Annotated in this window: 12 protein-coding genes and 1 riboswitch; of the genes, 2 read left to right on the top strand and 10 right to left on the bottom strand. The window is 42.7% G+C overall.

Going from position 1 to position 11,566, the window contains the following annotated elements:
- Nucleotides 1–161: 161 nt before the first annotated feature.
- The 9 genes from ACFPOH_RS02800 to ACFPOH_RS02760 all read right to left on the bottom strand — a co-directional run bounded on the left by ACFPOH_RS02800 (nt 162) and on the right by ACFPOH_RS02760 (nt 7,882).
- Nucleotides 162–458: a rhodanese-like domain-containing protein gene (locus tag ACFPOH_RS02800; RefSeq protein ID WP_390308807.1), complete on the bottom strand. Its 297-nt coding sequence runs from the start codon at nt 456–458 to the stop codon at nt 162–164.
- Between the two features lie 21 nt (nt 459–479).
- Complete coding sequence (locus ACFPOH_RS02795; RefSeq protein WP_208650924.1) at nt 480–818, bottom strand: rhodanese-like domain-containing protein; 339 nt, start codon at nt 816–818, stop codon at nt 480–482.
- 77 nt (nt 819–895) lie between these two features.
- Nucleotides 896–1,150: a metal-sensitive transcriptional regulator gene (locus ACFPOH_RS02790; RefSeq protein WP_208652122.1), complete on the bottom strand. Its 255-nt coding sequence runs from the start codon at nt 1,148–1,150 to the stop codon at nt 896–898.
- A 215-nt stretch (nt 1,151–1,365) separates the two neighbouring features.
- Entirely contained in the window at nt 1,366–4,245 is a 2,880-nt protein-coding gene (locus ACFPOH_RS02785) for an S-layer homology domain-containing protein (protein WP_342470548.1), read from the bottom strand.
- Between the two features lie 257 nt (nt 4,246–4,502).
- Nucleotides 4,503–4,634: a hypothetical protein gene (locus ACFPOH_RS02780; RefSeq protein WP_281275674.1), complete on the bottom strand. Its 132-nt coding sequence runs from the start codon at nt 4,632–4,634 to the stop codon at nt 4,503–4,505.
- Between the two features lie 69 nt (nt 4,635–4,703).
- Complete coding sequence (gene thpR / locus ACFPOH_RS02775; RefSeq protein ID WP_342470549.1) at nt 4,704–5,279, bottom strand: RNA 2',3'-cyclic phosphodiesterase; 576 nt, start codon at nt 5,277–5,279, stop codon at nt 4,704–4,706.
- A 40-nt stretch (nt 5,280–5,319) separates the two neighbouring features.
- Complete coding sequence (locus tag ACFPOH_RS02770; RefSeq protein WP_342471192.1) at nt 5,320–5,637, bottom strand: DMT family transporter; 318 nt, start codon at nt 5,635–5,637, stop codon at nt 5,320–5,322.
- Entirely contained in the window at nt 5,637–5,978 is a 342-nt protein-coding gene (locus ACFPOH_RS02765) for a DMT family transporter (RefSeq protein WP_208650927.1), read from the bottom strand. Before ACFPOH_RS02765 ends, ACFPOH_RS02770 begins: the two co-directional genes overlap by 1 nt.
- A gap of 40 nt (nt 5,979–6,018) precedes the next feature.
- Nucleotides 6,019–6,110, bottom strand: a riboswitch (guanidine-I (ykkC/yxkD leader).
- 80 nt (nt 6,111–6,190) lie between these two features.
- Nucleotides 6,191–7,882 (bottom strand): FAD-dependent oxidoreductase, encoded by a 1,692-nt coding sequence (locus ACFPOH_RS02760; protein ID WP_342580796.1) that lies wholly within the window; start codon nt 7,880–7,882, stop codon nt 6,191–6,193.
- 205 nt (nt 7,883–8,087) lie between these two features.
- Here ACFPOH_RS02760 and ACFPOH_RS02755 point away from each other — a divergent pair, with 205 nt between their 5' ends.
- Both ACFPOH_RS02755 and ACFPOH_RS02750 read left to right on the top strand, forming a co-directional pair.
- Complete coding sequence (locus ACFPOH_RS02755; protein WP_390308806.1) at nt 8,088–8,927, top strand: S1C family serine protease; 840 nt, start codon at nt 8,088–8,090, stop codon at nt 8,925–8,927.
- Between the two features lie 701 nt (nt 8,928–9,628).
- Nucleotides 9,629–10,564, top strand: a complete 936-nt coding sequence (locus ACFPOH_RS02750) for an aldo/keto reductase (protein ID WP_390308805.1) — start codon at nt 9,629–9,631, stop codon at nt 10,562–10,564.
- Nucleotides 10,565–10,939: 375 nt separating this feature from the next.
- On the opposite strand, the gene ACFPOH_RS02745 is transcribed toward ACFPOH_RS02750, so the two are convergent.
- Complete coding sequence (locus tag ACFPOH_RS02745; protein WP_208650931.1) at nt 10,940–11,095, bottom strand: hypothetical protein; 156 nt, start codon at nt 11,093–11,095, stop codon at nt 10,940–10,942.
- Between the last annotated feature and the right edge of the window lie 471 nt (nt 11,096–11,566).

Genomic DNA, 11,566 nt, shown 5'->3' with positions numbered 1-11,566 from the left:
GTAGATACTTAAATTTTATCAGAAGATGTCCTTATTTTTATTGAAAAAATGAAGAACAGCCCATGAAATTTCATTCCAACATTTCATGGGCTGTTTCCATTTTAGAGGAGGGTTTTGTCCCAGCCTCCCTATTTCTTCAAAGTCCCGCTGACTCCTTAATCCTATTCCACTTCCCCTTCCCAGGCGCTCATGCCGCCCAACATATTGGTAGCATCAAATCCATTTCGATCCAACAGCTCTGTCGCTTGGGCGCTGCGGCCGCCTGCCAAACACACCACAATATATGGTTTGTCTTTGGAAAGTTCATTCATTCTTATTGGAAGCAATCCTAATGGAATATTGACGGCTCCCGGAATATGCCCTCCTTGATATTCATACACTTCACGGACATCGATAATATTCAATGTCTCTCCCGCTTCCAAACGTTGCTGAACTTCTTTCGGTGTAATTTCTTTCATTTAAAAATCCTCCTCCATCATTCATCTCCATGCATTCATGCCGCCACGGACATTTGTGACGCGCTCATACCCCAACTTTTTTAATTGCTTGCAGGCTTGACCGCTTCTCATGCCACTTTGGCAAATGACAATGATTTCTTTATCTTTGGGAAGTTTAGAAAAGTCCGATCCCAAAGGCAAATTTTGAAATTGCGGAATATGTTTTGCTCTGTATTCCGCCGGTGTCCTTACATCAATAAATATTTTGTCCTTATCCTGCAGAATATTTTTCAATTCGTGTGCGGAAATGGTGTTCACATTCGCCGGCTTCAAGCGCCATATAATGAATGCGGCAACAATCGCAATGAGAATCCACTCCATATTCTCACCTCCAAACAAATACCTATATAGGTATATTTCGATTTATAAATAAATAGCTGCGTAAACAGCTATTGGAACTAACGGCTTTTGACAATTAAATTAATCGCTTCTTGCACCAATTCATCCATATCTTCCGCTTTGCTTTTATTCATGCATTCAATCAAGTTGTTGCTCACAATCACGCCGATGGTACGGTCCACTGCGGAACGGACGGCGCTAAGCTGAGTGACGACCTCTTTACAGTCTTTCCCTTCTTCCATCATGCGCAGAATCCCGCGTATTTGTCCTTCAATACGCTTCACACGGTTTATTGTCTTCGTATCGTATTTCAATGAGGCATCCCTACTTTCTATGACTTTGATTTCTACCAACAGTTTATACCCTATTAGGTATAAAGTCAACTTATAATAAAAACCAAGAAAATGTTTTTTCAACATTTCTTGGTTTTGTTAGAACGTCCTGCAATCCGCACGTCGCCTTTTATTGTATTGATACTCCCCGACTGTCCTGGCGATCATCCAGATGAAAGATTGCATCGGCAATGATTTTAAAAATCGTACTGATCGAAATTTCTGATGCCGTGCGCCTCCATTGCTTGCCCCAACTCTTCGTTGACCAATTTTTTATACTGTTCCTGTCCATTGATGGAAAACCACAGATAAAAATTAATGATGAATCTTTTCAATTCCAATGGGTTGCTCGGCTCCCCGCCGGATGCGGATTTCCCATACTCCTGTATCATTGTTTTAAGGGCTTCAAATGGCGCGTTTTGCACTGTTTTCGGTGCCTGTTTTGGATAATTGAACATGACGGTTTTTCCAAGATATCCGGACTTTGAATATTTGCCCAAAATCGTAAGGATGTCGTAGCTTAATTGGTAATTTGTAATATACGCTTCGTATTTTTTCTTTCCTATCTCTTCTTTTGGAATTTCCGGATTTGTGTAAACATCCAGATCAATTCCCAATTGGCGCAAAGAATCTTTATTAAAAAGCGGAACAGAGTTGAATGTCACCGTTCTTTGATAATGTTCGAATACGGCTTTTTGAATGGCTTTCGCTGTTTTAGATGAAAGGAATTGATTTTTCGCTAATGAATCATTGATCAAATGATAGGAAATCACTTGTGCGTTAAATCCGCCCAATGAATGGCCCGTCACGTAAATATCGCTGTACAAATTGTTGGCGATCGCTTTTCTTGCCAACGCCAACGCATGATCCAACTGAGGAATATCGCCAGTCAAAAGTACGTCCAGATTATTTATGATTCCCGCCAAATCGGCTGCACCGCGTTCTGCTATTACGATGTCATTGGAATAGGAATTGCGGAACACAACCCCGCTATGTCCGCTAATTGCGTCTGTTTCAAACCCAATGATCTCCCAATTTTTCACTAAATAAGCTTTCTGTTTCAAACGGATGGCATTCTGTATGGATTCTTTCGAAAGCGGTATTGGCGGAACATCCTTATTGGAGAAGTCGAACAAACCTTGCGCCTGTTCCGTGGAATTTGACATACCGGCAACATCCAAATAGGCCAAATCCGAAAATACCGCCAAGGCTTCATCCGTCACATTATAAACCAATCTTTCAGCCGGTTTTTCATCGGCATCTGAAATCCCATCTCCATCGGAATCTTTTTTATTCGGATCTGAAATGAGCACCGCATATTCCTTGTCTTGTTCGAATTTGATTTCATCTCCATCCAAGATTCCGTCCTGATCTGTATCTGGGTTATTTGGATCCGTTTTAATGAGGCTGCCCGTTCCGATGATCAACCCGTTCGTTTCATAATAGTCGGGAATGCCGTCACGATCGGAATCTTTTGTGAACAGCTCGGAATCTTCTGCAGCGGCTATTGTTTTTGATCCCGCTTGATCAACATCTGCCGGGACAACGGACAGTGAAGAGGTAAAGTGGATTGGGTTATCCAGATCACCTGATGAACGGGCCCGTTCCTTGTTTGACATGCCGGGCGCTTCTTTCCAAGCCTGATCCCATACAGTGCCATCAATCAACACATAAACGCCGAAACGGTCCACCGCCGCTTCAACGGTATTGGTTTGCGGATCACGCATTTGGTTTGGCACCTTTTCTAAAGCCTGTTTTTTCTCGTTATAGTAAAAAATGGCCGGTTGGAAATCATTGTTTGAAACGGAATTGCCATAATGGAATTTTATTTTGGCAGAATCAAAATCAGTGACGGTGTTGAAAGAATATGCGTTGCCGATCAGGCCGGGAATGCTGTCATTTAAGAGTGGATGGGCGGTTGAAATCGGTTGGATTTCCGTAAAAAATGCATCTTTCGCCCTGCTTTTCATCGTGACAGTCGGATAGGCCGGTTCACCTTTCAAATAGGCTGGAGCCGCTGTTTCCCATTGGATCACTTCATCCCCATCAAGAATCCCGTCTCCATCAGTATCCCGATTGCGGGGATTGAAATTGAATCTGCCTTCCTCCGAATCCAACAAACCATCACGGTCCGTATCATCGGCCAATGGGTTTGTACCGTTTGCGACTTCTTGTCCATCAGGCAGAGAGTCTCCATCGGTATCTTTCAAATAAGGGGATGTCCCTATCGCCAATTCCTGCAAATTCGAAAGTCCATCCGAATCTGCATCCTCATCTCCATCCTTTATTCCATCGCCATCTGTATCCGCCATTGTCGGAGAATACACATTGCTCACATACTCAAAATAGTCATCCAACCCGTCCCCGTCAGTGTCTTTCTTTTTGGGATCCGTCAGCAAAATCAATTCTTCCCGGTCCGTTAAACCATCACCATCTGTATCTGCATTGCTCAATATTTTATCCTTGTTTTTCAAAAAACGGCTCAGGATTAAGGCTAAATGTGCCCTCGATATTTTATTGTTCGGTTTAAAGGTTTTGTCTTCATACCCTGTAATAATTCCATGGGAAGCTAAAATATGGACGTATTTTGAATACCAATCTTTGTCATCAACATCTTTGAATGATACTTTTTTCTTTTCGTTCAATGGAATTTTATAGGTTTCGACCAACATTTTTGCCAATTGCGCACGGGTCAAATTGCCCGAAACATCAAAAGTGCCATCCGGTTTCCCCGAAACAATGCCCAATGCGGTTGCTAAAGCAATCTCTTCGTAACCGTAGTCCCCTTTTTTCACATCTTTATATTGAACGTCGGGAATATTCGTCACATCCGGTTTTATTTCCCGCAGTAGAATGTTGATTGCTTGGTATCTTGTAATCGGATTGTTGGGTTTGAATGTTCCGTCAGGGTAGCCTTTGATTAATCCTTTTTCAGCTAAAAAATTGATGTCTTCTTTATACAGTTGAACATCTTTAAATTTGGCGCTTTCTGAAGCAACGTTGTTTTCCGCGTAAACTGCCGGCGTAATTGTAGAAGCGATTAAGACCGCGCTTGCTATGGCCCCTATTTTTTTCATTCTTAATCTCCCCCTTTTGTGTTTCATGAACGATCCGCCACTTTCCATCCAGTGGTTTGATTGAAGTGAAGTACATCACTTCCACAGACCGGAAGTTGACTGAATTCCTCTCGCCAGGAGTTTTGTTTTTATACTAACACTCCGAAACAACAGGTGGGAGATTTTTTCAATAATTTTCCTAAATAATTTCTGAATTTTTCAAAACATATTCTATTTCCTTTAATAAGCAGATTCGCTTTTGTGAGAAAGCCCTTAGATCATCTTCGAATCAACAATAACAACCCGGACATGATGATGGAAAACTGAACGGATTGCAGCGGTTCCCGATCATAGATAAAAAAGAACGCAAGTATAAATAATAGAATGAAATAGATACATGCTTGTCTCATTTCATTTGCAGCCCCTTCGCCTTTCTTATCCCTATCCTATTTCAAAGGGGGCAAGCTTATGAATTGAAATCAGGCTCCCGGGACGGCCAGAGGAAAATTTGCATACTCAACATACTTCGGTGTCCGATCCAAATGGGTTTCATAAAGAACGACTTCCGTCACGTTGAAGGAGAAAGTATTTCCGTTTTCCTCACGAATCTGCATCAATGTTTTTATGTCAAAAGCATCCCCGCTATTCCATTTTCTCGCCAATGTGATATGCGGGCGGAAAGGTTTTTTATCCAATTGAAATCCCGTCTCCACACATTGCTGATAAACCTCTTTTTGAATGGAAAAGAGCTGTTCTGAAGATTCCACATCCGCCCAAAAAATGCGGGGAGCTTTTTGTGGACCGAAAACGCCGATGGAATTCAATGTTAATGTGAATGAAACTTCCTTTTCCAAAATGGGCTTCACTTTCTCTATCGCTTGCTCCAGCTTCTCCTTTTCAGCAAACCCCAAAAAAGCCAGAGTTATATGGTAATCTTCCGGATGAACCCAGCGTGCAAATGGAAAATCCCCTTTTCTCGCTTGAATCCACTCATATAAAAATTCTTTCGCTTCTTTCGGCAATTTCACTGCAAAAAAATAATGGTGCTTTGACAACGCAATCCCCCGTTCCTCTTGAATGAACTCATTATAGTATTTACCCCTCCAACAATTTTAAACCAATTGTCGCCACAAGAATGGCAAAAATGCACAATATTCTCTTCCAATTTCCTGATTCATTGTAAAAGATTATACCTACCAGGGTACCCCCCACAACACCGATTCCCGTCCAAACGGCATAGGCGGTTCCCATCGGAATCGTTTGCATGGCATATTGCAATAAAACCAAGCTCCCTCCAAAACTTCCGATGAATAACGCAATCGGCTGCCAGCTGCGGCGGACGGCAAATTGATTCATCGACGCAACTACCAATGTTTCAAATAAACCGGCAAGTATAAGCGCCCCCCATGCCATCACTCTTCATCCCCCTTTCCGGCATCTTCATCCGTCAAAAGCTGCAACCCAACAACCCCTGCAATAATGAACAAAATGAAGCATATCTTTAACAGATGAAAAGGCTCTCCAAAGAATACAATATCGCTAATGACCGCCCCTAAGCTTCCTAATCCGACAAAAACCGAATAGACCGTTCCTGCGGGCAAAAATTGAGATGCCCGGATCAATAAGTAATTGCTCAAGAAAATCGCGCAGACTGTTCCAGCCCATTCAAGGAAACGATCCGCATGGGCAAGGCCGATCACCCACAGCACTTCAAATAATGCGGCAACATAAACGGTCATCCAATGTTTGTTCATTTCCATTCCTCCAATAAAAAAAGCCTAAAGAGATAGATTTATCTCCCAGGCTTTTATCCTTCCGTGTACGCAAATGCGCCGTTTTCTCTCGGACCAGTCCTGCAATGCAGCGGAACCCTAGAAAACGTTTCCCGTGTTCGGTTGTATATCATTTTGCCATATAGGCAAGAAAGATTCAATGGTAAGCGATTTAATCAGGTTCAGTGAACGGATCATTTGAAATTATAGTCAGTGACGATTTTGTCCCGGCCAGTGGTCACATCTATGAAGTATTCATATAAAGAAATGCCCAAGAAGGAACCGGAAACGTTGTAGACATTTGTAAATCCTAAGTTTTGCAACATTTTCACCGCATTGTAACTCCGCTGACCGGAACGGCAATGCAAGTATACCGGCTTGTCGCGGGGAATTTCATCGACCCGCTCCCGCAATTCGCTCAATGGGATGTTGATGGCATTCACCAAATGCCCCCGTTCAAATTCGTTCTTCTCACGGACATCAATGAAGGTTGCCCCTTGCTCCACCAAGCCGCGCACTTCGGAAACGTGCACTTGTTTATAATCATCGTGTAAGATGTTCAGTCCCACAAGAGCCGCGATATTCACCACATCCCGCGCCGTGCTGTAAATCGGGGAGTAGGCCAATTCCAACTCTTTCAAATCTTCCAGCGTGCCGCCCAACGTAACTAATGTGGCAATCACATCGATGCGTTTGTCTGCATTTCCTTTTCCGATGGCCTGGGCCCCGAGGATTCTTCCCGTCGGCACTTCAAAAATCAATTTGAAATGGAGCGGATGGCTGTCCGGCATGATTCCCACTTTATCCGGCGCGATGATATAAACACTGTCATATTGAATGTTCGCCTCTTTTGCCGCCCGCTCATTTAACCCGGTTACAGCGCAATTTAAATCGAAAATTTTTACGACAGAGGAACCGATAACCCCTTTATTTTCCTGCTTATGGCCATAAATATGGTCCGCAGCCGCCCTCGCCTGTCTGACAGCCGGTCCGGCCAAAGCGAGCCTTGTCGGTCTGCGGGTCAAGCGATGATATACTTCAATGGCATCCCCCACGGCATAAATGGATGGGTCGGACGTTTGATAATTGGCATTGACTTTAATGCCTCCAAGCTCCCCAATTTCAAGCCCCGCTTCCTTGGCAAGCGCCACTTCCGGCTTCACTCCAATGGCCAGCACCACCGCTTGGGCCTCCACTTGTTTTCCGGAGTTGAGTTCTATGGAATGTTCCGTAATTTTTTTCAGCCCATCACCGACAATCAATTGAACGCCATGATCCATCATTTCTTTATGAAGAATTTGCACCATATCTTCATCAAATGGCGCCATGATTTGAGGAGCATATTCCACCAATGTGACTTCTTTTCCCGCTTCCCTTAAATTTTCCGCCACTTCGACACCTATAAAGCCTCCGCCAATGATTGCGACGCTTTCCACATTGGACCGGCTCACGTATTGATGCAAGCGGTCGATATCCACCACATTTCTCACCGTAAATACATGCGGCAGATTCACCCCTTCAAACGGAGGGACGACTGGACTCGCTCCAGGTGATAAAATTAAAACATCATAGCTTTCTTTATACACTTCATTCGTTTCCAAATTTTTCACTTCCACCGTTTTTTCATCCCGATGAATGTGAATGACTTCCTGATTGACGCGGGCTTCGATATTGTACTTCGTTTTAAAACTCTCCGGCGTCATTAGCACCAATTTTTCTTTTGATGCTACCACCCCGCCCAAATAATACGGCAAGGAACAGTTGGAAAAGGATACGTGCGGCCCCTTTTCAAACATGATGATTCGCGCCTGTTCATCCAACCGGCGAATTCTTGCGGCAGCACTGGCTCCTCCTGCCACGCCTCCAACAATCAACACTTTTTTCATGTAATCACTCCTGTCCTTTATACCCTAAAAGGTAATGATCGCCTTGTGGCAAATCTGAGAAACAAAAACATCGAAGACTTTTGTTCACTTTCAATTATTTAATTAAAATATATACCCCTATAGGTATTTTGTCAACGAATCTTTTTTCGGAGAATGAAATTAAGGATACCCAAGATAAGGAGCGGACCTTAAAAGGAGTGGTGACATGGCCAATGAAGAAAAACATGAGCAAGAACCGATGAATGAAGAGGAATTCTTAGAAATTGTATTGGAGGCGCAAAAGGAGGCGCTTGAAAAAGAGAGGGAAGATCGGCTAAAAGAAGAAGAAATCGCCAAAAAACCCCGCAGATTCAGGAAAATGATGGCTTTGTTGATGGCCATTATCCTTGCCTTCAGCACCTTTGCCGTGATTTTTGAAATCTATTCCATCCCCGCCATTGAGTTTCTGAAGACTTCGGCAAGACTGTCATCCCAAAAAGAAATTCAATCTTATAAAAAAGCGGTTGTTCAAATAACGACAGAGGACGGAAAGGGTACAGGATTTTCCATTTCGGAAAACGGTTTGATCGTTACAAACGAACATGTCATTGACGACGCCCTCACGATTAAGGTCAGTTTCCCTGATGATGGCTTATATAAAGGAGAGGTTGTGGCCACGTATCCCGAAGTGGACTTGGCCTTATTGCAGGTGGATGGAAAAGACCTGCCCTATTTGACGCTGAGTGAAAAATATCAATATCTCCAACAAGAATCCATTTATATCATCGGCAATCCCCTTTACTTTACGGGCATCGCCAATGAAGGGCATGTGCTGGAACCTGTTTTGCTTGCGGATTGGGAAGAGGAAGTATATATGATCGATGCGCCGGTATATCGGGGAAACAGCGGCAGCCCAGTAATCAATGATGACGGGAAAGTAATCGGCATCATCTTCGCCACTTTGGATCATGAAAAATTTGGCCAAGTGGGGCTCTTTATCCCTGTTGCATATTTGCAGGAAAGGATGAGCAATTCATCATCCCCCCATTCGACAACAGGCTCCTGATGGAAGAGGCTTTAAGATTGATTCGAAACGATACGACAGAATTGATTTTTTGATATAACAAAGTTTAGTGTCAATATTTAATTCACCGGATCTAATTATTTTTTTGAAATAACAATTTGTTTTGCTTCTTTATTCGACATATCCTTTTGGCAGTCAATTTGTTTTGTAAACTTGGTTGATATCTTTTAAAAATTAAACTCCTTTTATAAGGATTTTCAATTTATTTTTTGCCTGCTCATTTTTTAGAAGATTGTTATTTTTATATAGGAAAATTACTATCTGTTATTTTCGACACAGAGATTTCTCTACCAAATTAATTTTGTAAACCTTGGTTGATATTTAAAGAGTGGATGTTCTTCATTGTTGGAGCTTTATTAATGTATTTAGGAAATCTTGCAATGAACCGTTCGTTATATGAAAAAAGCATCAAAATTCCATGCATTTTTTACAAGATTCGTACTTTGAGGCGCCTCCATTGTCAACTAAAGTTGACAATAAATGTCCGAATGCTCCTATAAAAAATCTTTCAATCTGATGGCCACTTTCAAATGACTTACAAAATAAGCGAAATATTCGACAACCGCTGTTTATTCAAGGGTTTATCGACACCATTTTCCTTTGAAATTTCCTTAGAAACTCATATACTTGTAAATTTTTTGAATTTTAGTAAAGTAATTAATAAACAAAGGGGGCATGATTTTATGGAGAAAGTGCGTTTAGGCAAAACCAATCTTTACGTCCATCCGGTCGGCTTAGGAGCAAATGCGGTAGGTGGTCACAATATTCACCCAAATTTGGATGAAGCGGAAGGCAAAGAAGTGGTCCGCGTTGCCATCGAAAATGGCATCAACTTTATCGATACGGCCTACATATATGGATTGGGACGTTCCGAGGAGCTCATCGGTGAAGTCATCCAAGAGCTGGGCAACCGAAGCGAGTTGGTCATTGCAACGAAGGTTGGTCCAAAAATGGTGAATGGTCAAAGGGTTATGGACAATTCCCCTTCTTTTTTGAAGGCGGAAGTGGAAAAAAGCTTGCGCCGCTTAAAAACGGACTACATCGACTTGCTCTATATCCATTTCCCTGATGAACATACGCCAAAAAACGAAGCCATTGGCGCATTGAAGGAATTAAAGGATGAAGGAAAGATTCGGGCCATTGGCGTTTCCAATTTTTCCTTGGCCCAATTGCAGGAAGCCAATCAAGACAGCTATGTGGACGTTTATCAGGGACACTATAACCTGATTCACCGGGAAGCGGAAAAAGAGTTGTTCCCGTATGTTCTTGAGCACAACATCGCCTTTATCCCCTACTTCCCATTAGCTTCGGGGCTGCTTACAGGGAAATACACAAAGGACACGGAAATTCCCGAATACCGGAAAAATTCGCAGTTCTTCCAAAAAGAGGTTTACGATCAAATCGTGGAAAAAGTGGAACGGCTGCGCCCAATCGTCCAATCGAAAAATGTGGAAGTGGCCAATATCGTCCTTGCCTGGTATTTGGCACAGGAAGCCGTGACGGCCATTATTCCAGGGGCAAAGCGGGCTGAGCAGGTGTTGAACAATTTAAAAACAGCCGATGTGTCTTTGAGCAAAGAGGAAATTCAAGCAATTGATGAGTTGTTTAAATTGGATTAAGTCGTTCCTAACCGAGCGGAAGAAGAAAGCGATATGTTTTCCCTCCGCTCTCTTTTTTTGTACGGGATTTCCGCCAATCTTGGCTAGATATCCGTCAAATATGTGAACATATCCGCCAATCGAAAAATTTAGGATTGTCCGAAGTGGGATATCCGCCAATCTTGCGCATTTATTCGCCACTTTCATAAGAAAATCCGCCAATATCGCAAATATATCCGCCATCCGAATTATTTAGGTTTCTCCACAGCGGGATATCCGCCAATCTTGCGCATTTATTCGCCACTTTCATAAGAAAATCCGCCAATATCGCAAATATATCCGCCATCCGAATTATTTAGGTTTCTCCACAGCGGGATATCCGCCAATCTTGCACATTTATTCGCCATTTTCATAAAATAATCCGCCAATATCCCAAATATATCCGCCATCCGAATTATTTAGGTTTCTCCACAGCGAGATATCCGCCAATCTTGCGCATTTATTCGCCATTTTCATAAAATAATCCGCCAATATCACAAACATTTCCGCCAATCAAAAACTCCGTAAACCCCAACTATAAAAAAGGCAACTTTTCAAAATCGAGTAGGAGGGAGCGATTAACTCCCGTCCTCTCACACCACCGTACGNCTTCCGTGAATAGCTGTTCTCTTTATGCCAGTGGTCACTCCACCCTCCAAGAGGTCTCCCACGGGATTCACCGCTTCCTTCCTCAAGTGAGGTACTACGTTTTCTGTGTTCATCATGACTCACTGAATGCCAAGGGCTATTCTCTCTTAATTGTTCAATCCTTCTTTAGTAGTTCTAAACCAACTAATACTATGACCTCTGCTGACTTCTGACGGTTCAGCTACTTATCACTAAGTAGGTTATGAAGCGTATTTCACATATCCGCCAGACCTCCCCGGGTAAGAATGTAATCTTTCCTTCCATCTATCTGCTTCATTTACTCTGTACCACCTTTGGCAGAAAGGACTTTGTTTTGTTTAGCAAACTCATCCAATG

Source organism: Ureibacillus suwonensis, from assembly GCF_042655065.1.
In the GTDB taxonomy this organism is placed as follows: domain Bacteria; phylum Bacillota; class Bacilli; order Bacillales_A; family Planococcaceae; genus Ureibacillus; species Ureibacillus suwonensis.
This window is presented reverse-complemented; position numbering and strand designations above follow the sequence as displayed.

Excerpts from the sequence above, each read along its gene's own strand:
- ACFPOH_RS02770 (WP_342471192.1), bottom strand. The coding sequence starts at position 5,637 with ATGGCATGGGGGGCGCTTATACTTGCCGGTTTATTTGAAACATTGGTA.
- ACFPOH_RS02800 (WP_390308807.1), bottom strand. The coding sequence starts at position 458 with ATGAAAGAAATTACACCGAAAGAAGTTCAGCAACGTTTGGAAGCGGGA.
- ACFPOH_RS02750 (WP_390308805.1), top strand. The coding sequence starts at position 9,629 with ATGGAGAAAGTGCGTTTAGGCAAAACCAATCTTTACGTCCATCCGGTC.
- ACFPOH_RS02765 (WP_208650927.1), bottom strand. The coding sequence starts at position 5,978 with ATGAACAAACATTGGATGACCGTTTATGTTGCCGCATTATTTGAAGTG.
- ACFPOH_RS02760 (WP_342580796.1), bottom strand. The coding sequence starts at position 7,882 with ATGAAAAAAGTGTTGATTGTTGGAGGCGTGGCAGGAGGAGCCAGTGCT.
- ACFPOH_RS02785 (WP_342470548.1), bottom strand. The coding sequence starts at position 4,245 with ATGAAAAAAATAGGGGCCATAGCAAGCGCGGTCTTAATCGCTTCTACA.
- ACFPOH_RS02795 (WP_208650924.1), bottom strand. The coding sequence starts at position 818 with ATGGAGTGGATTCTCATTGCGATTGTTGCCGCATTCATTATATGGCGC.
- ACFPOH_RS02780 (WP_281275674.1), bottom strand. The coding sequence starts at position 4,634 with ATGAGACAAGCATGTATCTATTTCATTCTATTATTTATACTTGCGTTC.
- ACFPOH_RS02755 (WP_390308806.1), top strand. The coding sequence starts at position 8,088 with ATGGCCAATGAAGAAAAACATGAGCAAGAACCGATGAATGAAGAGGAA.